The following is a 23,307-nucleotide window of genomic DNA, read 5'->3' on the forward strand; positions in this document are numbered from 1 at the left end:
GGTCAGCGGCTCCTTCTTGAATCATTGGCGCGCGGATCGAGCAGCGGATAGAGCACATCCACCAAAAGGTTCGACACCATCACCAGAAATGATCCGATCAGCGTGATCGCCAGAATGACCGGATAATCGGAATTGATCAGCGCCTGCACCGTCAACCGGCCGAGGCCCGGCAGGCCGAAAACGAGTTCGACGAAGATCGCGCCATTGACGATGGTGATCATGATCAGGCCGAGCTGCGTGACGACGGGCGTCAGCACCGGCCGCAAGATATGGCGCAACGCCACGATGATCTCGGGTACGCCCTTGGCGCGGGCGGTCCGGACGAAATCCTCCGACAGGACCTCGATGACGGCGGCACGCGTCTGGCGCACGATCAGCGCGATCGGCTGGAAGGAAAGGACGAGCAGCGGCAGCAGGATACGGACATCGAAGATGCCGCCCCAGCCATAGGGCACGCTCGCCCCCGGCAGCAGCACGATGAGGCCGACCATTAGCATCGGGCCGGCGACATAGGCCGGGATCGCCCAAAGGAAGAGTGCGGAGCCCAGAATGGCATAGTCGATGCGCGAATTCTGGTTGAGCGCGGCGATCATGCCGAGCGGGATCGCAACGACGGCGGTCAGGATGATGGAACAGAGGGCAAGCTGGAAGGAGACGGGTGCGGCGGCCGAGACCATCGCCCAGACGGAGCGACCCGAGGTCAGCGAATTGCCGAACTGGCCATGCAGCAGATTCCAGATGTAAAGGCCGAACTGGACGATGAAGGGTTTGTTGAGGCCGGCACTTTCACGAATGGCTTCGATGCGCTGCGGATTATAGGCGACGTCGCCCGGCGCGCGCAGGAAGATCAGCTTGATCGGATCGCCGGCGCCATAGAAGGCCAGCGCGTAAACGGCCAGCATCACCACCAGAACGGACGGAATCCAGATGGCAAATCGGGTTAGCACGTAGCGCAGCAAGGCCACCTCCCACCTGTTGTTCGATGCGTTCCCGCTTTTGGCTGCGATCGCATCTCTTCTTCTTGATACGTGCGCGAAGGCCTTGCGGCCTTCGCGCGGTTTATCGCCGACAGGGACGGCTTCCGCCGATCAACCGATGGAAATGTTCCACGGTTCGACGACCTGCCAGTCAAGGTTCTTTTCCAGGCCCTTGACCTCCTTGGTGGCCCAGCGCGACATCGCCTGAGAATACCATGGAATGAAGGCCCAATCCTCGCGGAACGCCTTCTGGGCCTCCTGGGCGAGAGCGATACGCTGCGGATCATCTGCAGCCTTGGTCGTCGCCTCGGCTAGGGCACTGTCGACCTTGTCGTTCTTGTAGCCGCCGAGCTTGTTCTGCGCGTTCGACGAGGTCGAGGCGATGCTGCCTGCCAGATAGGAGACGGCATCCGGCACGCGGGTGCCGACGTCGTCGCGGAAGATCTGGACCGAGTTCTGATCCGGACCCGCATAGGAGTCCTGCTGCGGCTTCATGTCGACGGCAGTGATGCCGAGATTCTGGCGCCACTGCTCGGCAATGAACTGGGCGGCAGCCTGAATGGCTGGCCCCGAGATGCCGACGAAGAGGATCTTCGGCAGGCGCTCTGGACCGCCGTAGGTCGATTCCGCAAGCAGCTTCTTGGCCGCCGCCGGATCATAGGGATAAGGCTCGAAACCGGAATTCTCCGCACCCGGAACCGAGTTGAGGATCTGGTCGGCTTTCTTGTGCGGCCCGTCGGGATAGGACGCCTTGAACAGGCCGTCGCGATCGACGGCCATGATCAGCGCCTGGCGGACCTTCGGATCGTCCATCGGCGCGCGGGAGATGTTGAACCAGAAATGCTGGCTGGTCGGGATCAGCGGGCCGGCCGAGAATTCTGGGCCGAGATCCTGGATGATGGTCGAGGTGACGAGTTCGGTATGGGCGTTGAACTCGCCCGATTTGATCAGCGACGTCGCCGTGACGTTGTCCTCGATCGAGGTGATATCAATACGGGCAAGCTTCGGCTTCGGTCCGAAGAAGTTCTCATTCGGCTCGAAAGAGAGTTTGCCGGCGTCGATATCGATGCTCGTCAGCTTGAATGGGCCGGAAAAGACCGGCTTGCTGTCGGGCTTATACCAATCGATGATCTCCTCGCCGTCGCTGCCGCGCGACTGCGATGCTTTGGTGATCGGCGCAATGTGGTTTGCCAGGCGCATGAAGAAGATCGGGTCTGCGGCACCAAGCGTCACCACGACCGTTCCCTCGTCGGGTGTCGCGACACCAGTCAACTCCGTGCCGGAGCCGGCGGCGATTTCGGCGTAACCCTTGACCCTGCTGAGCACCTGGTCGGCGCGCTGGTTCTTGGTGTTGGGCATCGAGGAGACTTCCCACGATCCCTTGACATCCGCCGAGGTGATCTTGCTGCCGTCGGAAAAGACGGCCTTCGGGTCTAGCTTGAAGGTCCAAACGGTATTGTCGGCCGATTCCCAGCTGGTGAAGACGTAGGGCTTGATATTGCCTTCGCTGTCGAAATACATCGGCGATGCCCACCAGATCGAATTCCAGCGGAACGTCCTGCCGCCGCCGCGCAGCGGCGACCAGTCCTGGTCGAAGGCCGGATTTGCGACCTTCAGGACCTGGCCTTCCTCGGCCATAACGATGCGGGCATTCATCCCGAATACGGTGAGGCCGACGCCGGCTGCAAGGCCGAGCTTCAGCGCGTTACGACGTGATATATTCGTTTTATCCGATTGATCAGACATGGCATTCCTCCCAGAGTGAATTCGGCAGCGCTCTCCCTGCACCTGCCAGGCGCAGCACAATCCGTTCCGTATCGTTCTCTCGTTATTGTAAATATGTCAACAAAAAATCGCATTTTCAGTTCGAACAAAATTTTCTCCTGAAAATATATGAGTTATAACAGATAGATAACTTTCTGCAGCGGCGTCACGGCATTTTGTCTTCTTGACAAAAGCGCGGCAATATAAAAGTTCTTTGCACTCCATCACGACAGACCGATGACAATTGCAATGCGCAGCCCCCCGGTTCGAACACGGATCGGCAAGACAGGACGCGCCGAGGAGGGCGGAAATGAGCCAGCACAGGATTACCGGCGTTTTCAGCGCCTCCGCAACGCCGCTGACGGCAGACAACAGGCCGGATTTCGCCCTTTTCACCGACCATTGCCGGCAGTTGCTGGCCGAGGGGTGCCATGGCGTGGCGCTGCTCGGCACAACGGGCGAGGCCAATTCCTTCTCTGGCGCCGAGCGCCGCGCCATTCTGGAAGCGGCACTGAAGGCCGGCATTCCTGCCGACAAACTGCTGCCGGGCACCGGCGTCGTCGCCATTCCCGAGACCGTGGAACTGACCCGGCACGCGCTGTCGCTTGGCGTCACCAAGGTGGTCATGCTGCCGCCCTTCTACTACAAGGGCGTCTCCGACGACGGTCTCTTCGCCGCCTATTCGCAGGTTCTGGAAAAGGTCGCCGACACCCGCCTGCAGGTCATCCTCTATCATATTCCACAGGTCTCGGGCGTTCCGCTATCCATTCCGCTGATCGGACGGCTGATTGCAGCCTTCCCGGAAACGGTCGTCGGCATCAAGGAATCTGCCGGCGATTTCAACAATATGCAGGCGATTATCGCCGCGTATCCGGGTTTTTCTGTGCTGGCGGGCGCCGACCCGCTGCTGCTGCCGCTGCTGAAGGCGGGCGGCGCAGGCTGCATAACCGCAACCTCCAATCTCGTGGCGAATTCGCTGCGCACCGTCTACGACCATGTCCATGACGAGGCGCACGCCGCCGATGTCGAGGCGGCGCAGGCCCGCATCAACGCCTATCGCACGCTTTCCAACTCTTACGTCCAGATCCCGACCATCAAGGCGATGGTGGGGCTGAAGACCGGCAATCCCGCCTGGAAGCGCACGCGCGCGCCGCTGATGCCGCTCGGCGATGCCGACTATGCCGCACTCGCCGAAAGCTATGCCAAGCTGCCTTGAGGAGATCCGTCATGAGTTTTACCGGCCTGCCTCCGGAAGCCGTTCCGGCCCTGATGACCGGGGCCATCGCCCCTCACCCCATCGTCGAGGGTCGCGCGGATGCCTATCTACCCTCCCCCTGCATCCAGAACCATGCCGCAAATCTCACCTTTCTGCCCGACGGCACGCTGACCTGCGTCTGGTTCGGCGGCACGATGGAGGGCATGGGTGACATCTCGATTTACATGTCGCGGCTGGCGCCGGGCGCCGAGCGATGGTCCGTGCCGGAAAAAATGAGCGACGACCCGGAGAAATCCGAACAGAACCCGTTGATTTTCAATGCTCCGGACGGAAAAATATGGCTGCTCTATACCTCGCAGACTTCTGGAAATCAGGACGGCTCTGTTGTCAAATTCCGGGTTTCAGGCGATGGCGGCCAGACCTTCGGCCCGGTTCGTATCCTCTGTGACAGTCCCGGCACCTTCGTTCGCCAGCAGATCGTCGTCAACGGCAGGGGCGACTGGCTGCTTCCGATCTTCCGCTGCGTCGGCCTGAACGGCCAGCGCTGGAGCGGCGATGCCGATACGGCAGCCGTGCTGATGTCGCGTGATGGCGGCGCGAGCTGGCAAATGCACGATATTCCAGACAGTATCGGCGCGGTGCACATGAACATCCTGCCGCTTGGCGGCGACGAGATGATCGCCTTTTACCGCAACCGTTTCGCCGAAAACATCCTGTCCAGCCGATCATCCGATGGCGGCGAGACATGGAGTGCACCCGAGTCCGCCGAACTGCCGAACAACAACTCCTCGATCCAGGCCACAATCCTGAATGATAGAGCAATCGCAATGGTTTACAACCATTCGAATGCCAGCATGTCGGATGCACGGCGTCAGTCTCTCTATGACGAAATCGAGGGTGGCGAGGGTGGAGAGACCGCCGTCGTTGCCGACAGCAGCACACGCAAGGCCGTCTGGGGTGCTCCGCGTGCGCCGCTGAGCCTGGCGATATCAAGGGATGGCGGCAAGAGCTTTCCGCATCGCATCGATCTCGATACCGGCGACGGCTTCTGCCTCAGCAACAATTCGAAGGAGTCGCTGAACCGCGAATTCTCCTATCCCTCGATCGTCCAGGGCGACGACGGCACGCTCCATATCGCCTACACCTACTACCGGCGCGCCATCAAATATATCAGCCTCGTCCCGCAATCCCTGCCATGAGCAAAGCGGCAGCCGGAAAATTGTAAACCTGCATTCGATCGCACGCGAAAGGATGCAGGATGGCGACGGCTGCGGGTTTACTGATGGGGAAATTGACAACAGGCCCGGATTATTCACTGCCGTCGCAAAGATGATCGGCCAGAGGTGTCTGAAATGCCGTTTTCACCACGGCAGATTTCATAACACACTAATATATATATCGATATTGGAACGGCAATGCCCCTTTGAAGCGCCTCCGAGCGCACGTCAGATGATAAAAACTTCTGCTCTGGGGAATGCTGGCTTGACATTGATCTTACAACTTTACATTAAAGAGGGCGAGGATATTGCCGCAAGATCTTGCAGGGAGGACTGGTTCATGGCCAGCTTGGATTCGCCGATCACGATAGTTCGGCCGCATCTGATCGAATTCGGCGTCGGCACGGCGGGAAAGCTCGGCAAATGGGCGGCCGAAAAGGGCTATCGGCGCACGCTCGTCATCTCCGATGCCTTCAACGCTTCGCGCATCGACGTGCTGGAGCTGAAGGGCGAGGTTAAGGTCTTTGCCGAAGTGACGCCCGAACCGGATACAGCCAATCTCGAAAAAGTCCTGGCGGCGGCAAACGCCGCCAATGCCGAGCTGATTGTCGGCTTCGGCGGCGGCAGCGCCATGGATCTGGCAAAACTTGCCGCCGTGCTTGCCGGCTCCACCCAGACGCTGCACGAAGTCGTCGGTCCGAACAAGGTGCATGGGCCGCGCAAGGCGGCGCTCGCCCAGGTGCCGACAACCTCGGGCACCGGCAGCGAGGCCGGCATCCGTGCGCTTGTCACCGATCCGGCGACGATGGCAAAGCTTGCGGTGGAAAGCCTGCATATGCTGGCCGATATCGCCGTCATCGATCCTGCTTTGACCTTCAGCGTCCCGGCTCGCACGACGGCCGCCACCGGCGTCGATGCCATGGCCCATTGCGTCGAGGCCTTCACCAACCGCAAGGCCCATCCGATGGTCGACATCTATGCGATCGAGGGAACGCGGCTCGTCGGCAAATATCTCGCCCGCGCCGTCAAGGACGGCAATGACGCCGAGGCGCGCGCCGGCCTCTCGCTCGCCTCGCTTTACGGCGGCTTCTGCCTCGGCCCGGTCAACACCGCCGGCGGCCATGCGCTCGCCTATCCCCTCGGCACGCGCTGGCATGTCGCCCATGGCGCGGCAAATGCGTTGATTTTTCCGCATGTCCTCGCCTTCAATACACCGTCCGCGCCTGAGAAAACCAAGGCGGTGATGGAAGCGCTTAGGTGTGAAACCTCCGGCAACGTCACCTCCGTCTTCGATGCGGCTTACGCTTTCTGCGCCGAACTCGGCATCGAGATGAAACTTTCCGGTCTCGGCGTGCCGGAAAGCGATCTCGACGCCATGGCCGAAGACGCCTTTGCCATTCGCCGTCTGCTCGATAACAATCCGCGCGATCTCACGCGCGCCGACATTCGCTCGATTTATGCGGCCGCTTTTTAAGCCACAAAGTTTTCAGAAGGAATTCGATCGATGGACAGGAATGCGAAAGTCGCGGTAACGCTCGGCGATCCGGCCGGCGTCGGCCCCGAGGTGATCGTCAAGGCGCTCGCAGCCCTTCCGAGGGAGGAGCGCCGCGATTTCGTCATCGTCGGCAATGTCGAAGCGCTGGAGCGCGCCGACCGCGTCACCGGCACCGGACTGCGGTTCGGGCCTGCCGATGCACCCGGTGACGACAGGATCGCGGTCGACGAAGTCGCGCTCGGCGCGGCTCTACCCGAAATCGGCAGGGTCAGCCCCGTCGCCGGCGATGCCTCGGTGCGCTATATCACCCGCGCCGTCGATCTCGCCATGTCGGGTCAAGCCGACGTCATCGTCACCGCGCCGATCAACAAGGAAGCGATGAACCTCGCCGGCCATCACCATGACGGTCACACCGGGCTGCTCGCGCATCTCACCGGGTCGAAGAGCTCCTTCATGCTGCTTGCCTCCGAGCGGCTGAACACCATCCACGTCTCCACCCACATCTCGCTGAAGGGTGCGATCGAGCGCGCCAAGACCGAGCGGGTGCTGGCGACCATCGAAGCCGGCCATAGGCACTTCCTGCGGCTCGGCAAGACGGCGCGCATCGCCGTCGCCGGCCTCAATCCCCATTGCGGCGAAAACGGCCTGTTCGGCACCGAGGACACGGAATTCCTGGCGCCCGCCGTCGAGCAGGCGCGGGCAAAGGGCATCGACGTCGTCGGCCCGATCTCGGCCGATACGGTGTTTGCCCGCGCCTATAATGGCGCTTTCGATCTCGTCATCGCCCAGTATCACGACCAGGGCCATATCCCGATCAAGCTCGTCGCCTTCGACACGGCGGTCAACGTCTCGCTCGGCCTGCCGATCGACCGCGTCTCGGTCGATCACGGCACCGCCTTCGACATCGCCGGCACCGGCAAGGCAAACCACGTCAACATGCTGTCGGCCATCGCCTATGCCAGGCTGATGGCCCGCTCGCCGCGGCAGAGAGCGTGATCGGAGCTTCCAGAAGGGCCGACTGGCGCCGATCGCCGACACAACGATTTCGAACTTCTTTAAAACACCTGATAGCAGAACCGGACTCTGTCGTTCAGGAAGGTCCCGCCGTTGACGCGTCGGCATTCCTCGCTTACATAGCTAGACAGTCTAGCCAGGAGCAGAATCGATGGAATGGCAACTGCAGGACGCCAAGAACCAATTTTCGAAGGTCGTGCAGAAGGCCCGACAAGAAGGGCCGCAGGTGGTTACCGTGCGTGGCGAACGCGCGGCCGTCGTTCTGTCCGCCCGCGACTACGACGCCCTGCGCGCCGGCAGGCCGACGCTCGTCGACGACCTGCTCGATGGCCCCGCCTGGGACGATGAGTTCGCCGATGCGGTCGAAGCACGCAACAAGACCCCAAGCCGCGACGTTGCCTTCTGATGTATCTGGTCGACACCAACATCGTCTCGGAGGCGCGACGCGGCACGCCGCAGGCGGTCTCCTGGCTGCGCTCCATCGATCCGCTCACCATCCACCTGAGCGCGCTGACGCTTGGCGAGATCATGCGCGGCATTGCCCTCAAACAGAAGTCGGATCCGAAGACCGCGGCGCATCTCACCGAGTGGCTGCGCAAGCTGCGTTATGATCATGGCGACCGGATCCTGCCGGTGACCGACGAGATCGCCGTCGAATGGGGCCGCCTCGCCGCCATCTGGCCGCGTGGCGATATCGACGGGCTGATCGCCGCAACCGCGATCGTTCATGATCTGATTGTCGTCACTCGCAATGTCGGCGATTTCGACGACACCGGCGCAACGGTGATAAATCCATGGGAGACGGACGCGTGAGCAGTCGAGGCAGCCACCTCCTCGTTTAAAATGGCCTTCTGTGCCTTTGGATAAAGGCATTGGCTACGTCGGGCCGAGAGCTCTTGTCGGTGCGTTTGGTGGCGGCATCATGATCTGCTGACCAAGCCTCATCTGTCCGGCGTTTTGATCTGCTCTGCGGAAACGTTGATTGCACCGCCAACCCGTCACATGCCGAACAAGCGACGATCCCAGAAGACCGGTTGGTGGAGGCTTACTGTGATCAATCGGAATTCCGGGTGGGCCGGGTTTATCAGCATGTTGCGGTCGACGCGGGCGACGACGCTTGGGACCAGCAGGATGGCGCTGCGCTTTTCCTGGCACCAGCGTTCGCCGAAAACCTTGCTGACGTTTGCCGGCATGCTGTCCCAGCCGGGCAGCGCGGGCTCGGAGAAGACCTCGTAGCTTAGCCCACGCGGTAGGGTGATCGTGACATAGTGCTGATTGGGTGGCAGCCGCCCGCTGCCATGGACGAGCTTTTCGAGCAGCGCCGTCGAATAATGCTCGCTCGTATAGATGATCGGGCTGCCCGATGTGTTCCACCGCCCCGGCGCGATGGTCGAGCCGGTGGCGTCGAAGATCGGATAGGTTCCACTGGGATCTCCGATGCGGACGGATGTCAGCGTACGATCAAGAACCTGTGCGCTCACGCAGCGCTGCCGTATTTCAGGCTTCCGAGAATATCGAGCACGAGCTCGCCGCCGATCTCGCTCTGGATGACCACGTCGATCGGCCGCTTATCCTCAAGCATTGCATGCGGCCGAAACAGGAAATCGCGGGCCTCGATCTCGGTCTGCCAGACATCGAGCGCCTGGCCCCAGACACGCGCGAGACGGGCAAGCTTTATGCCTTCATCCGAGGAGAGCCGATGCTTGGATTTGCGCCGTTCATAGGTGGCCTTCGGAACCAGCCGGTATTTGAACTGGGCATCATCAGGCGCCAGAAGCAGCGCCATGCGGTCAAGCGCCTTGACCGGCAATCCTTCCTCGATGCTGGAGAGCAGGCCGAAGGCCGAACGCGATACTGGCTCCCTGGCGGGCAGCCCGAGAACATCGGCGATACCGGCAAATCCCATCATGGCAACGGCTCCTTTTCACTTGAGGCTATATTTAGTCTCATGTGAGCCTGCTATCAAGTGCACCGTTCCGGTTTTTGATCCTCGCCAGCCGAGCAGCGGATTGCCGCAGGCGCATTAGATCGCTATCCTCCCAGAAGGCACACGAACAGAAAAGGAGGTTGCCTATGTCACCGCGGGACGCCTGATCCAGCAATACCAAGACTTCTGCCTTGCCAAAGGCGTCGATTTCACACGCATTGAATCCGTACGGCCGCATGACGATACCACGCTCTTCTGCAGCGCTGGAATGCAGCAGTACAAGCCCCTCTTCTCCGATCCCTCATATATTGGAACAGTCGCAAACAGCCAGGCCTGCTTGCGCATGGGCGACCTCGACGAGATCGGCGACGGAACTCACCTTCTCCACTTCACTATGCTCGGCCTTTTCTCATTCCGGGAAATGACCGTCGGCAACGCCATCGATTTCTGGCTCGAGTTTCTAGCAACTCTTGGACTTGTGCCGGATCATGTGACGATCCATCCCGACCGCTTGGTGGAATGGACACCGCTCTATGGCGGGCGCGTGCCCGTCGTGCCGGATCCGGAATGCATGTGGAGCGATGGCAGCATCAGCGGATACTGCACTGAGTTCTACAAGGATGGCGTCGAGATCGGAAACATCGTCAATCCGCTCGGAACCTGCATTGACGTCGGCTTCGGTCTCGAGCGTCTCGACATGATCGTCAACGGGACGCCGCAAGTCGATGCGCTCGGAACGCTGTGCGAGACGGTCATGACAATCGTGGAAAGCGGCTACCGGCCGGGCAACAAGGAGCAAGGTTACGTCTTGCGAAAACTGCTCCGTCGCATCCACAAGATGGGCGGCACGCTCGATCATCCATTTTTCGCGGAAGAGGTCGAACGCCAGAAGCGCCTGCGCGCCCAATATCTGCGTCTGCGTGACCGCCATTCCGAGATGAGTCCCGACTGGTGGTTCGACACTCATGGCATCGATCTCTCCGACATCCGGGAGACGATGGACGAATAGCGGAAACAAGGCCTCCCGCAGACAAAGCGGGAGGCCTTGCAATATGCTGGAAAGCGTTAGCGTTTCAGGCATCCCCTGTTTGCCCGGGCAACGCGCTAGTCATAGAGATATGTTGCCCGAATTGAACGCTTTCAGCTCTGCCCCGGCTGCAGCCGACGGAAAGTCCGCTCGATTTGGGCAACAGCGGCAAAAAAGACGATGCCGGAGAAAGAGGCGAGCACGACGGCGGCAAAGAGCCTTTCCGCCTGATAGTTGAATGTCGACTGGATGATGACGGCGCCCAGCCCCTGGTTCGAGCCGATCCACTCCCCGACGATCGCACCGATCACACAGGTGGTTGCCGAAATGCGCAGCGAAGCAAAGAGCAAGGGGGCGGAGCGTGGGGCGCGCAGGCGCCAGAACGTCTCCCACCCGCTCGCCGAAAGCACATGCATCAGGTCAAGCTCGCTCGCAGTCGCCAGATTGAGGCCCCGGGCGGTATTCACCAGGGTTGGGAAGAAGCAAATGAGAGCGGCGATGATGACCTTTGGCAGCATGCCGAGGCCGAAGATGAGGATGATGATCGGCGCGAGCGCCAGCACGGGAATGGTGTTGAAGAGCAGGACAACGGGAAAATAGGCGGCCTGGAGGCGCGGATTATAGACAAAGGCAATTGCCATGATCACGGCGAGACCGTTCCCCAGGAGGAAGCCGAGGCCCGCCTCACCCCATGTCGGGATCGCATTCGACAGAAGGAAGCGCCATTCCGTTCCGAGCGTGCGCAGGATCGCCAGCGGCGTTGGAACGATATAGGCCGGAATACCGAGCGCCGGCACCAGCCATTGCCAGGCGAAAAGCAGCGAGAGGGCGCCGATAACTGGAAGGCCGATTGCCTCGGTGAGGGATAGCCGACGATGCGTCATGCAGCCGAACTCCCCTGCTGCAGCAATTGGCGCAGATGGGCAGCTGTCTCCTGGACATCGAGGCTCTCGCGCCGACAGAGCCCACGCTCGTCCTTCAGCGGTGCAAGGTCGATCAGCGCCTGAACGCGGCCCGGATTGGCCGCCAGGACCAGCACGCGCCCGCCGAGATAGATCGCCTCGACGACGCTGTGGGTGACAAACAGGATGGTCGTGCCGGTCCGGCGCCAGACGTCCAGAAGCTCGTCGTTCAGTCGTTCACGGGTGATCTCGTCGAGCGCACCGAAGGGTTCGTCCATGAGCAAGATATCCGGCTCGCATTGAAGCGCGCGCGCTATGGCGACGCGTTGGCGCTGGCCCCCGGACAATTGATGCGGATAGCGATCGGCCAGATGCGACAGGCCGACCAGTTCGATCCAGTGGTCGGGCCGCGGATCGACCGATCGCGAGACGCTGTTCTTCCCCACCTGCAGCGGCAGCGCGACATTCTCTCTCACGGTCCGCCACGGCAGCAGCGTCGCGTCCTGGAAGACGAAGGCGACCTCGCGCCGCCGGCGCGCCTCCGACGCTGTCCTGCCGAGCACCGACAGCCGCCCGTCAAGCGGCGGGAGAAGATCCGCAACGGCACGCAGCAAGGTCGACTTGCCGCAGCCGGAAGGACCAAGAATGGTCAGAAACTCGCCCCTGCCGACGGTGAGATCGACGCCGGACAGAATGCGGGTCGTCTCGACAGCGCCGGCATAACCGACAGCCAGATCCTTGGTTTCGATGGCCGCTGCTTCAGGCAAATCCGCTCTCACGCAATCTTCGGACGGTCACCTGCCGTCATTTCCAGGATCCTGGTCGTATAGCAGTCCTCCAGCTTCGGCGCGCCGCTCTTGAACTGGCCGATCTTGTCGTAGACGGAAATCTGTTCGGCAAGCGCGGCCGGATCGAAGCTGCCCCAGCCGTCCTTGCCTGTCGTCGCGTCGAAGCTCAGTGACAATATACGCGGCACCGTCTTCAGCTCCACGGCAAGATCGAGCTGCGGATAGGCCTCCACCGCCAGTTTGACCGCCTCTTCAGGATGTTCATGCGTCCAGGCCCAGCCTTTGGCGACGGCGCGCAGCACCTTTGCCAATGTCTCGGCATGGCCGCTCACGGCATCGTCGGTGGCGAAATAGACGTTGGCATAGGAGGGCAGGCCCGTATCCTTCATCATCAGATCGATGCGGTCGGGACCGATGATGGAAAGGGCCTCCGTGTTGGTGATCCATCCGGTCACGGCGTCGACCTGGCCGGTCATCAGCGGCGTCATGTCGAAGCCGATATTGGTGATGGTCAGGCTCGAGGGATCGATATTGTTCTTCAGAAGGATGGCATCAAGGACATAACGGGCCGTCGGCTGGATGCCGATGCGCTTGCCGATCATATCCTTGACGGTGCGGATCGGCGCCTTGGGCAGCGAATAGAAGGCGAAAGGCGCCATGCGGAAACCGCAGGCGAAGATCTTGATCGGCACGCCGGATGAACGGGCTAGAAGAAGCTGTGCCGAATCCGAGAATTGGCCGAGCTGCGCATCACCCGTGATCACGGGCGGCACCGTTGCCGAATTGGGACCGCCAGGGGAAAACTCGACGTCGAGACCCTCGGCCTGGAACAGGCCTTGCTTGACTGCGACGATATCGCCGATCTGTCCGTTGCTCATCAGCCAGTCATATTTGATGACGACCTTGGATACGGCGGCATTCGAGTGACGCGGCACGAACACGCTGATCCCTGCCGTCGCTGCAGCAAGGGCAAAGGCTCCGCCCTTCAGGACGGTACGCCTGCCGACCACGATTTGTTTGTCATCCCCGTTCATCTGCTTGCCTTTCCCCTTGTTGGATTGTTGGACGACCGGCCGATTGCGCTCGCTATTGCGGGTCGATGTCACCGATCGGGCCGCCTGCGGACCACGCATAGATTTCCCAGAGATTGTCGTCAGGATCGGCGAAATAGACGCATCGCGCGTTCCAGACATAGTCCTGCGGCGGCGCGTGGAAGAGCACGCCCGCAGCTTTCAGCTCCGCATAGGCAGCATCGACCTGCTCTGGCGAGGCGAGCTCGATGGCCGCGCAGGCCTTGTGCGCACCTGGAGGGGCACGGCGGCTTGAGACACCGGTATTCTCGGCAATATGCTCGATCTCCCAGAGCGCCAGCGTCACGCCCGCCCCTTTGAAATCGGCAAAGCCGGGAGCCCGGCGGCGAGGTTTGAAGCCAAGACGCTCGACATAGAAAGCCGATGCTTTGTCGATATCCTCGACCAGGAAGCAAATGTCGGTAATCGGATTGGTTTGGGCAAAAGCGGTCATATGGGCCTCCTGATGGGAAAAGCCTCGCAGACCGCAGCCTCAAGAGATTTCAAATTCGTGCGGTTGTCTTTCGCAAAGCTGCTGATCTGTCATCGGCAAAAGCCGGTTCAAAGACGGACCGAACGCTGGTATTCCTTCGGGGTCGCCCCCATTAGACGGCGAAAGACGCTGGAGAAATGCGCCTGGCTGGAAAAGCCTGTGGCATAAGCGATGTTTGCGAGCGTCTCCTTGCCATCGGCGAGGTAAAGTCGCGCCCGCTCGATCCTGCGTTCCAGAACGAAGCGATGCGGCGCCAAGCCGGCCGCCCGTTTGAATTCCCGGCTGAAGTGAAAGGGGCTCATATGGGCCACCCCGGCCAGCTCCTCGACACTCAGATCGGATTTGCCAAGCAGGTTCTCGATGTAATCGATCACACGCCGTAGATTGTCCGATGTCAGCGGACGATCGCCGGCTTCAGGTTTGGCGCCCAGCAGTTTTACGACGCAGCAGGCGAGCGCCATCCCCAGATGCTGCATCAAAAGCAGGTCGTCGCGCCCGGTCTTCTCGGCGGCAAATGCGAGGGAGAGGGCGACCTGCAGCGTTGTCGGATCAGTGGTCGCGCTGAGCGCGTCACTATCCCAATGCTCGGGATCGAAGCGAGAGCCGCCGATGCCGCTGTAAAGCGCTGGCGACTGGAAGATCGAGATATAATCCGCCGCATCGCCCTCGACTTCAAGGACGGTGGCGGCCGGTTGAAATCCGAGGGTGAACGGCGGCCTCTCAACTTTGCGGAATGCCCCGCTTCCAAGCCGATAGGCATACTTGCCGTGCGCCGTGCGGTTGATCGAAATTCTATGAAGGCAGCCCCTCGAAACCATTTGCCCCGCGGCGCTGCGATAGGTCTCGACGATCATGTCGCGTTGAACAAAGGCCTTGTAGCCTCCGAGGGATGGCCGGCTTATTGAGAAAATCTGCGGGTCGATGTCGGGCATTGTTTCATTCTCCCTGGCAGGAGAGAGGCAAGTTGCGCGCCAAGTGGAGCAAAGCTCGCGCTAGATATCAACCTCGCAGCATAAAACCCGACGGTGCCAATGAAATCGTGACTTTACGCCTGCTGTCGCGCCACACGGCACCGCGGCCTGGCAGGAGTTCGCCTTCAGCAAATTTGGTCGCATGCGCAAGAATTATGCAGTGCATGTTCTTCTTGATCGGTGAATGCAGACTCATCTGACCGCTCTGAAAACCGCCACGCCTCCGAAATCATTCTCGGTCGCGGGAAACCGCGGCCAGGGATGAGCTTTCGTTCCGTCCACTCTTTCCCCCGGAGATCGTTCTTTTGGAAATTCGTTCCTATCCATCCGCATTAATCCATTTAATCTATAGACATAATTAATTGGAGAGAATGACGATGAGTATCGAAAAGTCTGAAAACGGTCTCGGACGACGAGATCTGCTGAAATTGTCTGCCGCAGCCGGGGTCGCCGTCGCCGGTGCTTCGCTCATCGGGCAGAAGCCGGCTTTTGCGGCGGGCGAAGAACTGTCGCTGAAAGGCAAGCGCATCGCCATCAGCGCAACCGGCACCGATCACTTCTTCGACCTGCAGGCCTATAATGCCCAGATCGAGGAGGTAAAGCGCCTCGGCGGCGAGCCGATCGCCGTCGATGCCGGACGCAACGACGGCAAGCTGGTCTCGCAGCTGCAGACGCTGATTGCCCAAAAGCCGGATGCGATCGTTCAAATTCTCGGCACGCTCAGCGTCATCGATCCCTGGCTGAAGAAGGCGCGCGATGCCGGGATCCCGGTTCTGACCGTCGACGTCGGTTCGACCAATTCGATCAACAACACCACTTCCGATAACTGGGGCATCGGCAAGGACCTGGCGCTGCAGCTCGTCTCCGATATTGGCGGCGAAGGCAATATCGTCGTCTTCAACGGCTTCTACGGCGTAACCCCCTGCGCGATCCGCTACGACCAGCTGGTCAATGTCGTCAAATATTTCCCGAAGGTCAAAATCCTCCAGCCGGAACTGCGCGACGTCATCCCGAATACCGTGCAGGACGCCTTCACGCAGATCACGGCGATCCTCAACAAATATCCGGAAAAGGGTTCGATCAAGGCGATCTGGTCGGCCTGGGACATTCCGCAGCTTGGCGCGACCCAGGCCCTAGCGGCCGCCCGGCGGACCGAGATCCGCACCTACGGCGTCGATGGCAGCCCGGAAGTGCTCCAGCTCATCGCCGATCCGAATTCGCCGGCCGGCGCCGATGTCGCCCAGCAGCCGGCAGAAATCGGCCGCACCGCCATCCGCAACGTCGCCAAGCTGCTCGCCGGCCAGACCCTGCCGCGCGAGACCTATGTTCCGGCACTACTCGCCAACAAGACCAATGTCGGCGAAGTCACCAAGAAGCTCGGCATCGGCTGACACTGAACACGAGCGGTCCGGTCATCGCCGGATCGCTCGCAATCTTCCCGCCCGGAGAGATCGACATGACGGCCATTTCGTTGAAGCAGCCGGTGACGGCACGCGACGACATCATCCGCTTTGAAGGCATCGTCAAGCATTTCGGCGGTGCGCAGGCGCTTGCCGGTGCGTCGCTGATCGTCAGGCGCGGCACCATCCACGGTCTCGTCGGCCAGAACGGCGCCGGCAAGTCGACGCTGATCAAGTTGCTGGCCGGTCTTCACCAGCCGGATGGCGGCCGGATCGAGATCGAAGGGCAAACATTCGACAGGCTGACACCGCATCTTGCCGAAGGGCTCGGCATCCACTTCATTCACCAGGATCGGCTGCTGGTGCCGACCTTCACCGTCGGCGAAGCCCTGTTCCTTGGCCGGGAACCGCGGATATCGGGCACACCGTTCCTCGATCGGCGACTGATGCAACGTCGCGCCTCTGCTATTCTCAACGACTATTTCGGTATCCGGTTGCAGAACGCCGCCTTGATCAGCGAATTGTCGACGGCCGAAAAGCAGATCGTGCAAATCACCCGCGAGCTCCTCAATCAGCCGAAGGTGCTGGTCTTCGACGAGCCGACAGCCGCATTGGTACGCCGCGAGGCGGATATCCTCTTCCGGTTGATCCGCCGTCTGCGCGACGAAGGCGTCACCATCATCTATATCTCGCATTACCTGAACGAAATTGAAGAGCTCTGCGACCACGTTACCGTGTTGCGCAACGGGCTGGACGTCGCCTCCCTGCCGATTGGGGACACTTCGGCTGGCGCGATCGCGCGGCTGATGGTCGAACGCGACATCAAGGAGATGTTTCCGAAGCCGCAGGTGATGCCGGGCGCGGAAATCCTCAAGGTCGAGCGGCTGTCGGCGCCGGGGAAATATAGCGACGTGAGTTTCACGCTTCGCTGCGGCGAGGTGCTGGGCCTCACCGGCCTGCTCGGCTCCGGCGCAAAGGAACTGGTCCGCACCCTCTTCGGTCTGGAGACCCCGGCTTCCGGCCGTGTCGAGATCAGCGGCAAGGCTGGCCATTTCAGCAATCCCGCCCAGGCAGCCGGTCGCGAGATCGCCCTGGTGCCGGAAGACCGGCGTCGCCACGGCGTCGCGCTCGACCTCAGCGTCGCGGAAAATATCAGCCTTTCCAGCCTTGGCCGCTTCACCCGTTTCGGCTTTCTCGATCGCAAACGCGAACAGAGAGAAGCCGATGCCCTGATTACGCGGCTGCAGGTGAAGACCAATGGGCGCGATGCCCTGCTGCGCACGCTTTCGGGCGGCAACCAGCAGAAGATCGCCATCGCCAAGTGGCTGAGCCGCCACTCAGAGGTCTATCTCCTCGACGAGCCGACAGTCGGCGTCGATATCGGCTCCAAGGTCGAGATCTATGCGCTGATCGGCGAACTCGCGTCGCGTGGCGCCGGCGTCATCGTGCTGTCTTCGGATCTACCCGAGCTCGTCGGCATCACCGATCGCATCCTGGTGCTCTTCCGCGGACGTGTGGTGCGGGAATTCATATCGTCGGAAACTACGGCGGATGCAGTGCTCGCTCAATCGACCGGATCATCCGAGGGACATCGCCATGTCGGCTGAAGTGGAATTCGCGCCTTCCGGTTTTTCCGCTGTGGAACCGCCGCCCCGGCCGGTCGGCAATTTTGCCGCTGCGGCATTGCGCTTCGGATCGCTGATCGCTTTCGCCGCCATTCTGATCATCTTCTCGCTGACCGCACCCTATTTCCTCAGCATCGGCAATATCGGCAACGTGCTTGGCCAATCGGCCATCTCCGGCGTGCTTGCCATCGGGCTGACGATCGTGCTGATTGCCGGCGGCTCCAATGTCGTCACCGGTGGCATCGACCTGTCGCTCGCGGCCAATATGGGCCTCAGCGCCGCCGTCTATGTGAGCCTGACGCAGCTCGGCTACAGCGATGCGACGGCGATTGCCGCGACAATCTTGACCGGCGCCCTGATCGGCACGGTCAATGCCATTGCCGTCGTCTATGCCGGCATCGTGCCGCTGCTGGCCACGCTTGCCGTCATGAATGTCGTCGCCGGCCTGGAGTTGGTCCTGACCGGCAATACCGTGCTGCCGGCTTCGACGCCCTTCCTGTCGGCGCTTTCGGCCTCGGATCCTTTCGGCATTCCGGTTCTTGCCTATGTGCTCCTCGGCTTCACGGCGATCACCACGGCGATCGTGCAATATACCCCGCTCGGCCTGCGTCTCTACGCCGTCGGTGAGTTCCCGGATGCGGCGCGTGCCGCCGGTCTGCCGCTTCGCCGGCTGCTCGCCGGCGCCTTCGTCGCCAGCGGCGTCTCCGGCGGCATCGCCGGCATCCTGTCGGTTTCCTATCTGAGCGGCAGCACGACCGGCGCGGGCGAGATGCTGTTGCCCGTCGTCGTGACGGCCCTGCTCGGCTCGGTCTTTTCGCGTCGGCTGGTTCCGACGGTCACCGGGACGCTGCTTTCGGCCCTTTTGGTCGGCTTCCTGGTTAACGGTTTCCAGCTGCTGAACATTTCGAGCACGTTGGTCAGCGGCGTCCAGGGTGTGCTCATTCTCATCGTCGTTTCCGCGACCACGCTGCTGCGCCGACAGGAGGCCTGACCATGTCGCTCCAGACCCCTCCCCCCGCCAGCATCGGCCTGCCGCGTCTTATCGCCGGCGGCCTGGTGCGCTATGGGCTGATCCTCGCCCTGGTTGCGGTATTTGCCGCCTTTTCCGTGGTCACGCCGACATTCCTGACGCCTGCGAACCTGCAGAGCATCCTGGTCAACAATTTCACACTGCTTGCCATCGTCTCCGTCGCCATGACCTTCGCCGTCGCGTCGGGCGGCATCGATCTTTCGGTGGGAACGGCGATGGATTTTGCCAGCTTCGCCTTCGTTTCGCTCGTTCTCGCCGGACAGCCGGTGGCGGTCGCCGCACTCGCGGGACTGGCCGCCGGAGCATTCGTCGGCGCCTTCAACGCGCTGCTGATTTCAGCGATCGGCGTGTCGCCGTTCCTCGCCACGCTCGGCACGCTGTTCATCGGCCGCAGCGTTCAGCAACTGCTGACCAATGGCGGCAATCCGGTCTATCTGCCGCCGAATGGCGTGCCGGAAGCCTTCCGTTTCCTCGGCCACGGCACGATTGCCGGCTTCCCGGTGCCGCTTGCCGCTGCCATCGTCGTCATCGCCGCTGCTGCCGTTGTTTTTGCCCGCACGCGTTTCGGCCGCGTCATCCTGTCGATCGGCATCCAGCCGGGCGTCGTGCGCTACTCCGGCATCGCCGCGCCGGCCCATGTCGCGGTGACTTTCATCCTGGTCGGGTTGATCGCGGCAATCGCCGGCCTGATCCTGACCGCAACCGTCACCACCTACATCCCCTCCTCTGGCAATGCCTTCCTGCTGAATGCGATTGGCGCGACCTTCATCGGCACCACGCTCAGCCCACTCGGACGGCCGAATGTCGGCGGGACCGTTCTCGGCGCGCTGCTGCTCAGCATCGTCGCCAATGGCTTGCTGCTGACCGATCTGAACTTCTATTGGCAGCAGGTCGGCACGGGAACGTTGATCTTCGCCGTCCTCGCCCTGAGCTTCATCAACAGAAAGGCCGCCGGCGCGTAAGAGCCGGAAGCGGTTCTATCCCGCGGAGGCGTCTGAAATCATCCTGGATACGGCATTCTTCCAGCCGATAATCTTGCCCTGCCGCTCGGTCTCATCCATCGAAGGGCTGAAGCGGCGGTCGCAGGCCCAGGCCTGCGCAAAATCCCGCTTGCCTGGCCAGATGCCGGCTTTCGAGCCGGCGAGCCAGGCTGCGCCCAGCGCCGTCGTCTCGCGGATCGCCGAGCGGTCGACAGGGTTTCCGGTCATGTCGGCCAGGCACTGCATCGTCCAATCCGAAGCCGCCATGCCGCCATCGACGCGCAACACCGTTTCCAGCTGGTTCACGCCCCAGTCCTTCTTCATCGCCACCAGCAGATCGAGCGTCTGGTAGGCGACGGATTCAAGCACGGCGCGGGCGAATTCCGCCGGCCCGCTGTTTCGCGTCAGACCGAAGATCGCGCCGCGTGCGGCCGGATCCCAGTAGGGGGCGCCGAGGCCGGTGAAGGCCGGAACGATGTAGACGTGCTGTCCGGGATCGGCCCTGGCGGCAAGCACCCCCGCCTCGGATGCCTGGCCGATGATGCCGAGGCCGTCGCGCAGCCATTGCACGGCGGCACCGGCGATGAAGATCGAGCCTTCGAGCGCATAGGTCGTCTCGCCATCGAGCCGATAGGCGATCGTCGTCAGCATCCGGTTGGAGGAGGAAACACGATCCCGGCCGGTGTTCAACAGGGCAAAGCAGCCGGTGCCGTAGGTGGATTTCATCATGCCGGGCTCGAAGCAGGCATTGCCCATCCCCGCCGCCTGCTGGTCGCCGGCGACCCCGAGGATCGGAAGTTCCGCGCCGAACAGCGCCTTGTCGACGCGGCCGAAATCATCGGCACATTCTCTTACGTCAGGAAGCATGGCGGCCGGAATGCGGAGAATGCCGAGAAGCTCCTCGTCCCAGGCACCGTCATCGATATTATAGAGCAGCGTTCTCGACGCATTGGTCGCGTCGGTGGCATGCACGCGTCCATCAGTCAGATTGTAGATCAGCCAGCTGTCGATCGTGCCGAAGCAGACATCGCCGGCCTCGGCCTTCTCACGCAGGCCATCGACATTGTCGAGCAGCCAGCGCAGCTTTGTTCCGGAGAAATAGGGGTCGAGCAGCAGCCCGGTCTTGGCGCTGAACAGCTTCTCGTAGCCGTCTGCCTTCAGGCTATCGCACATTTCCGCGGTGCGCCTGTCCTGCCAAACGATCGCGCGGTGCAGCGGCTTTCCGGACCCGCGGTCCCAGACGACCGCGGTCTCGCGCTGATTAGTAATGCCGATCGCGGCAATGTCGGCGGCATCAATACCGGCATCGGTAATCGCCCTGCGCACAGTATCGACGACGGATCGCCAGATTTCGGCGGCGTCGTGCTCCACCCATCCAGGCTGCGGATAATATTGGGGGATCTCCGCCTGCGCCGAGCCGACCGTTTTCATGTCGCCGTCGAAGATGATCGCGCGCGACGATGTCGTGCCCTGGTCGATTGAAAGAATATAGCCGCTCATATCCGTCTCCGGCTCGCACGAAGCCGCTCCTGCCGGGGACAGCAGGACGCGGACGTTTCATGAGAGAAAGATTGTGGTGCCACCGGCTTGCTGCCGGTGGCGGGAAGTGATGGCCGGAAGCCTCGTTGCCTCCGGCCGAGGTCCGCCTTACTTCGACTGCCAGCTCTTGACGAGTTCGTCGTAGTTGACCGTGACCGGCTTTTCCTTCTCGTTCTCGATCTTCAGCTGCGGCGCAAGGTTGCCCTTCTTCACCGCATCCGCGTTCCAATAGGCGAGATCATGCTCCTCGGCGAGTTTCGGGCCGATATCACCCTGGACGCCCGATTTCTCGATACGGCCCATGACCTTCTCCTGCTCGCCGCAAAGAGAATCCATGGCTTCCTGCGGTGTCTTGGCGCCGGCAGCGGCGTCACCGATAGCCTGCCACCAAAGCTGAGCCAGCTTCGGATAGTCGGGAACGTTGGTACCGGTTGGCGACCACTGGACGCGGGCCGGCGAACGATAGAACTCGATCAGACCGCCGAGCTTCGGAGCACGCTCCGTAAAGCTCTTGTCGCGAATGGTGGATTCGCGGATGAAGGTGAGACCGAGCTGGCTCTTCTTCACGTCAACAGTCTTGGAGGTCACGAACTGTGCATAGAGCCACGCGGCTTTTGCACGGTCCGTCGGGGTCGATTTCATCAGCGTCCAGGAACCGACGTCCTGATAGCCAAGCTTCATGCCGTCTTTCCAGTAAACGCCATGCGGGCTCGGTGCCATGCGCCATTTCGGCGTACCGTCCTCATTCATAACAGGCAGGCCAGGCTTGACCATGTCTGCGGTGAACGCGGTGTACCAGAAGATCTGCTGCGCGACGTTACCCTGCGCCGGCACCGGACCGGATTCCGAGAAGGTCATGCCCTGAGCTTCCGGCGGTGCGTACGCCTTCAACCAATCGAGATACTTCTGGATCGAATAGACCGATGCAGGGCCGTTGGTATCGCCGCCACGCGCGACGCACGAACCGACGGGACGCGAATTCTCGTCGACCTTGATACCCCATTCGTCGACCGGAAGACCGTTCGGCAGACCCTTGTCACCGTTGCCGGCCATCGAAAGCCAGGCGTCGGTGAAGCGCCAGCCAAGTGACGGGTCCTTCTTGCCGTAATCCATATGGCCGAAGACCTTCTTGCCGTTGACGTCACGGCCGGTAAAGAATTCGGCAATGTCCTCATAGGCCGACCAGTTGACCGGAACGCCGAGATCGTAGCCGTATTTCGCCTTGAAATCGGCCTTGTTCTTCTCGTCGTTGAACCAGTCGTAACGGAACCAATAGAGGTTGGCGAACTGCTGGTCGGGAAGCTGGTAGAGCTTCTTATCCGGCGCTGTCGTGAACTTGGTGCCGATGAAGTCGTCGATATCGAGGCCGGGGTTGGTAACATCCTTGCCTTCGCCCGCCATCCAGTCGGTCAGGTTGCGCACCTGCTGATAGCGCCAGTGGGTGCCGATCAAGTCGGAGTCGTTGACCCAGCCGTCATACAGGTTCTGCCCGGTCTGCATCTGTGTCTGGATCTTCTCGACAACGTCACCCTCTTGAATGACGTCGTGCGTGACCTTTATCCCGGTAATCGCAGTAAAGGCCGGAGCCAGAACCTCGGACTCATACTTATGGGTGGTCAAGGTTTCCGAAACAACCTTGATGTCCATCCCCTGGAAAGGCTTCGCAGCATCGATGAACCATTGCATTTCCTTTTCCTGGTCGGCGCGAGAGAGCGTCGACACGTCGCCGATCTCTTTATCCAGAAAAGTCTTTGCCTCGTCCATGCCGGCATAGGCCGACCCGGTCATGGCCAGCAGCACGGCTGCTGTCGTCGTCAATAAATGCCTTCGCATGATATCCTCCCAGGGTTTTGCGATTGCAGTCTTCACGTC

22 protein-coding genes are annotated in these 23,307 nt (G+C 61.4%); 11 read left to right on the forward strand and 11 right to left on the reverse strand.

The window, feature by feature from the left end; all coding sequences use genetic code 11:
* Positions 1 to 2: 2 nt before the first annotated feature.
* Both RLCC275e_RS31300 and RLCC275e_RS31305 read right to left on the reverse strand, forming a co-directional pair.
* The gene (locus RLCC275e_RS31300; protein ID WP_026238783.1) at positions 3 to 959 is read right to left on the reverse strand and encodes an ABC transporter permease; all 957 of its coding nucleotides are present in this window, start codon (positions 957 to 959) and stop codon (positions 3 to 5) included.
* Positions 960 to 1,088: 129 nt separating this feature from the next.
* On the reverse strand, positions 1,089 to 2,723 hold the full coding sequence (locus tag RLCC275e_RS31305) for an ABC transporter substrate-binding protein (protein ID WP_033183943.1): 1,635 nt from the start codon (positions 2,721 to 2,723) through the stop codon (positions 1,089 to 1,091).
* A 328-nt stretch (positions 2,724 to 3,051) separates the two neighbouring features.
* Here RLCC275e_RS31305 and RLCC275e_RS31310 point away from each other — a divergent pair, with 328 nt between their 5' ends.
* From RLCC275e_RS31310 to RLCC275e_RS31335, 6 genes are all read left to right on the forward strand, one after another.
* Positions 3,052 to 3,957, forward strand: a complete 906-nt coding sequence (locus tag RLCC275e_RS31310) for a dihydrodipicolinate synthase family protein (RefSeq protein WP_033183942.1) — start codon at positions 3,052 to 3,054, stop codon at positions 3,955 to 3,957.
* Positions 3,958 to 3,968: 11 nt separating this feature from the next.
* A complete protein-coding gene (locus tag RLCC275e_RS31315) occupies positions 3,969 to 5,156 on the forward strand; it encodes a sialidase family protein (RefSeq protein ID WP_033183941.1) in 1,188 nt (395 codons plus the stop codon).
* A gap of 358 nt (positions 5,157 to 5,514) precedes the next feature.
* Entirely contained in the window at positions 5,515 to 6,648 is a 1,134-nt protein-coding gene (locus tag RLCC275e_RS31320; protein ID WP_033183940.1) for an iron-containing alcohol dehydrogenase, read from the forward strand.
* A gap of 30 nt (positions 6,649 to 6,678) precedes the next feature.
* Entirely contained in the window at positions 6,679 to 7,665 is a 987-nt protein-coding gene (gene pdxA / locus RLCC275e_RS31325; RefSeq protein ID WP_033183939.1) for a 4-hydroxythreonine-4-phosphate dehydrogenase PdxA, read from the forward strand.
* A 169-nt stretch (positions 7,666 to 7,834) separates the two neighbouring features.
* Complete coding sequence (locus tag RLCC275e_RS31330) at positions 7,835 to 8,089, forward strand: type II toxin-antitoxin system Phd/YefM family antitoxin (protein WP_033183938.1); 255 nt, start codon at positions 7,835 to 7,837, stop codon at positions 8,087 to 8,089.
* A complete protein-coding gene (locus tag RLCC275e_RS31335) occupies positions 8,089 to 8,496 on the forward strand; it encodes a type II toxin-antitoxin system VapC family toxin (RefSeq protein ID WP_033183937.1) in 408 nt (135 codons plus the stop codon). The genes RLCC275e_RS31330 and RLCC275e_RS31335 overlap by 1 nt, the downstream gene beginning before the upstream one ends.
* 185 nt (positions 8,497 to 8,681) lie before the next feature.
* Here RLCC275e_RS31335 and RLCC275e_RS31340 read toward each other — a convergent pair whose 3' ends face one another.
* Positions 8,682 to 9,164, reverse strand: a complete 483-nt coding sequence (locus tag RLCC275e_RS31340) for an RES family NAD+ phosphorylase (protein ID WP_033183936.1) — start codon at positions 9,162 to 9,164, stop codon at positions 8,682 to 8,684.
* On the reverse strand, positions 9,161 to 9,592 hold the full coding sequence (locus RLCC275e_RS31345; protein WP_025398465.1) for an antitoxin Xre-like helix-turn-helix domain-containing protein: 432 nt from the start codon (positions 9,590 to 9,592) through the stop codon (positions 9,161 to 9,163). The genes RLCC275e_RS31340 and RLCC275e_RS31345 overlap by 4 nt, the downstream gene beginning before the upstream one ends.
* A 124-nt stretch (positions 9,593 to 9,716) precedes the next feature.
* On the opposite strand from RLCC275e_RS31345, the gene RLCC275e_RS31350 reads away from it, so the two are divergent.
* Positions 9,717 to 10,619, forward strand: coding sequence for an alanine--tRNA ligase-related protein (locus tag RLCC275e_RS31350; protein WP_082229851.1), 903 nt, complete (start codon positions 9,717 to 9,719; stop codon positions 10,617 to 10,619).
* A gap of 131 nt (positions 10,620 to 10,750) precedes the next feature.
* Here RLCC275e_RS31350 and RLCC275e_RS31355 read toward each other — a convergent pair whose 3' ends face one another.
* The 5 genes from RLCC275e_RS31355 to RLCC275e_RS31375 form a co-directional block, all read right to left on the reverse strand.
* Positions 10,751 to 11,521, reverse strand: coding sequence for an ABC transporter permease (locus RLCC275e_RS31355; protein ID WP_033183933.1), 771 nt, complete (start codon positions 11,519 to 11,521; stop codon positions 10,751 to 10,753).
* Entirely contained in the window at positions 11,518 to 12,306 is a 789-nt protein-coding gene (locus RLCC275e_RS31360) for an ABC transporter ATP-binding protein (protein ID WP_033183932.1), read from the reverse strand. Before RLCC275e_RS31360 ends, RLCC275e_RS31355 begins: the two co-directional genes overlap by 4 nt.
* Positions 12,307 to 12,314: 8 nt before the next feature.
* On the reverse strand, positions 12,315 to 13,361 hold the full coding sequence (locus RLCC275e_RS31365; protein ID WP_033184116.1) for an ABC transporter substrate-binding protein: 1,047 nt from the start codon (positions 13,359 to 13,361) through the stop codon (positions 12,315 to 12,317).
* Positions 13,362 to 13,413: 52 nt separating this feature from the next.
* A complete protein-coding gene (locus RLCC275e_RS31370; RefSeq protein ID WP_003549520.1) occupies positions 13,414 to 13,851 on the reverse strand; it encodes a VOC family protein in 438 nt (145 codons plus the stop codon).
* 107 nt (positions 13,852 to 13,958) lie between these two features.
* On the reverse strand, positions 13,959 to 14,822 hold the full coding sequence (locus tag RLCC275e_RS31375; protein WP_033183931.1) for an AraC family transcriptional regulator: 864 nt from the start codon (positions 14,820 to 14,822) through the stop codon (positions 13,959 to 13,961).
* Positions 14,823 to 15,238: 416 nt separating this feature from the next.
* Between RLCC275e_RS31375 and RLCC275e_RS31380 the strand changes: the two genes are divergently transcribed.
* The 4 genes from RLCC275e_RS31380 to RLCC275e_RS31395 all read left to right on the forward strand — a co-directional run bounded on the left by RLCC275e_RS31380 (position 15,239) and on the right by RLCC275e_RS31395 (position 19,878).
* The gene (locus RLCC275e_RS31380) at positions 15,239 to 16,252 is read left to right on the forward strand and encodes a sugar ABC transporter substrate-binding protein (RefSeq protein WP_033183930.1); all 1,014 of its coding nucleotides are present in this window, start codon (positions 15,239 to 15,241) and stop codon (positions 16,250 to 16,252) included.
* 65 nt (positions 16,253 to 16,317) lie between these two features.
* Positions 16,318 to 17,868, forward strand: a complete 1,551-nt coding sequence (locus RLCC275e_RS31385) for a sugar ABC transporter ATP-binding protein (protein ID WP_033183929.1) — start codon at positions 16,318 to 16,320, stop codon at positions 17,866 to 17,868.
* Positions 17,858 to 18,877, forward strand: a complete 1,020-nt coding sequence (locus RLCC275e_RS31390; RefSeq protein WP_033183928.1) for an ABC transporter permease — start codon at positions 17,858 to 17,860, stop codon at positions 18,875 to 18,877. The genes RLCC275e_RS31385 and RLCC275e_RS31390 overlap by 11 nt, the downstream gene beginning before the upstream one ends.
* 2 nt (positions 18,878 to 18,879) lie before the next feature.
* Positions 18,880 to 19,878, forward strand: coding sequence for an ABC transporter permease (locus RLCC275e_RS31395; protein WP_033183927.1), 999 nt, complete (start codon positions 18,880 to 18,882; stop codon positions 19,876 to 19,878).
* A gap of 15 nt (positions 19,879 to 19,893) precedes the next feature.
* Here RLCC275e_RS31395 and glpK read toward each other — a convergent pair whose 3' ends face one another.
* Together glpK and RLCC275e_RS31405 are read right to left on the reverse strand one after the other, a co-directional pair.
* A complete protein-coding gene (gene glpK, locus RLCC275e_RS31400; RefSeq protein WP_033183926.1) occupies positions 19,894 to 21,396 on the reverse strand; it encodes a glycerol kinase GlpK in 1,503 nt (500 codons plus the stop codon).
* A gap of 147 nt (positions 21,397 to 21,543) precedes the next feature.
* Positions 21,544 to 23,268, reverse strand: coding sequence for an ABC transporter substrate-binding protein (locus RLCC275e_RS31405; RefSeq protein WP_003552212.1), 1,725 nt, complete (start codon positions 23,266 to 23,268; stop codon positions 21,544 to 21,546).
* Positions 23,269 to 23,307 lie beyond the last annotated feature (39 nt).

The organism is Rhizobium brockwellii, assembly GCF_000769405.2.
Classification (GTDB): domain Bacteria; phylum Pseudomonadota; class Alphaproteobacteria; order Rhizobiales; family Rhizobiaceae; genus Rhizobium; species Rhizobium brockwellii.

What these genes read in the sequence shown, in the direction of transcription:
- RLCC275e_RS31355 (WP_033183933.1), bottom strand. Translation starts at nt 11,521, where the DNA reads ATGACGCATCGTCGGCTATCCCTCACCGAGGCAATCGGCCTTCCAGTT.
- RLCC275e_RS31310 (WP_033183942.1), top strand. Translation starts at nt 3,052, where the DNA reads ATGAGCCAGCACAGGATTACCGGCGTTTTCAGCGCCTCCGCAACGCCG.
- RLCC275e_RS31330 (WP_033183938.1), top strand. Translation starts at nt 7,835, where the DNA reads ATGGAATGGCAACTGCAGGACGCCAAGAACCAATTTTCGAAGGTCGTG.
- RLCC275e_RS31375 (WP_033183931.1), bottom strand. Translation starts at nt 14,822, where the DNA reads ATGCCCGACATCGACCCGCAGATTTTCTCAATAAGCCGGCCATCCCTC.
- RLCC275e_RS31345 (WP_025398465.1), bottom strand. Translation starts at nt 9,592, where the DNA reads ATGATGGGATTTGCCGGTATCGCCGATGTTCTCGGGCTGCCCGCCAGG.
- RLCC275e_RS31365 (WP_033184116.1), bottom strand. Translation starts at nt 13,361, where the DNA reads ATGAACGGGGATGACAAACAAATCGTGGTCGGCAGGCGTACCGTCCTG.
- RLCC275e_RS31405 (WP_003552212.1), bottom strand. Translation starts at nt 23,268, where the DNA reads ATGCGAAGGCATTTATTGACGACGACAGCAGCCGTGCTGCTGGCCATG.
- RLCC275e_RS31380 (WP_033183930.1), top strand. Translation starts at nt 15,239, where the DNA reads ATGAGTATCGAAAAGTCTGAAAACGGTCTCGGACGACGAGATCTGCTG.
- RLCC275e_RS31390 (WP_033183928.1), top strand. Translation starts at nt 17,858, where the DNA reads ATGTCGGCTGAAGTGGAATTCGCGCCTTCCGGTTTTTCCGCTGTGGAA.
- RLCC275e_RS31370 (WP_003549520.1), bottom strand. Translation starts at nt 13,851, where the DNA reads ATGACCGCTTTTGCCCAAACCAATCCGATTACCGACATTTGCTTCCTG.
- RLCC275e_RS31320 (WP_033183940.1), top strand. Translation starts at nt 5,515, where the DNA reads ATGGCCAGCTTGGATTCGCCGATCACGATAGTTCGGCCGCATCTGATC.
- RLCC275e_RS31385 (WP_033183929.1), top strand. Translation starts at nt 16,318, where the DNA reads ATGACGGCCATTTCGTTGAAGCAGCCGGTGACGGCACGCGACGACATC.
- RLCC275e_RS31395 (WP_033183927.1), top strand. Translation starts at nt 18,880, where the DNA reads ATGTCGCTCCAGACCCCTCCCCCCGCCAGCATCGGCCTGCCGCGTCTT.
- glpK (WP_033183926.1), bottom strand. Translation starts at nt 21,396, where the DNA reads ATGAGCGGCTATATTCTTTCAATCGACCAGGGCACGACATCGTCGCGC.
- RLCC275e_RS31335 (WP_033183937.1), top strand. Translation starts at nt 8,089, where the DNA reads ATGTATCTGGTCGACACCAACATCGTCTCGGAGGCGCGACGCGGCACG.
- pdxA (WP_033183939.1), top strand. Translation starts at nt 6,679, where the DNA reads ATGGACAGGAATGCGAAAGTCGCGGTAACGCTCGGCGATCCGGCCGGC.
- RLCC275e_RS31305 (WP_033183943.1), bottom strand. Translation starts at nt 2,723, where the DNA reads ATGTCTGATCAATCGGATAAAACGAATATATCACGTCGTAACGCGCTG.
- RLCC275e_RS31315 (WP_033183941.1), top strand. Translation starts at nt 3,969, where the DNA reads ATGAGTTTTACCGGCCTGCCTCCGGAAGCCGTTCCGGCCCTGATGACC.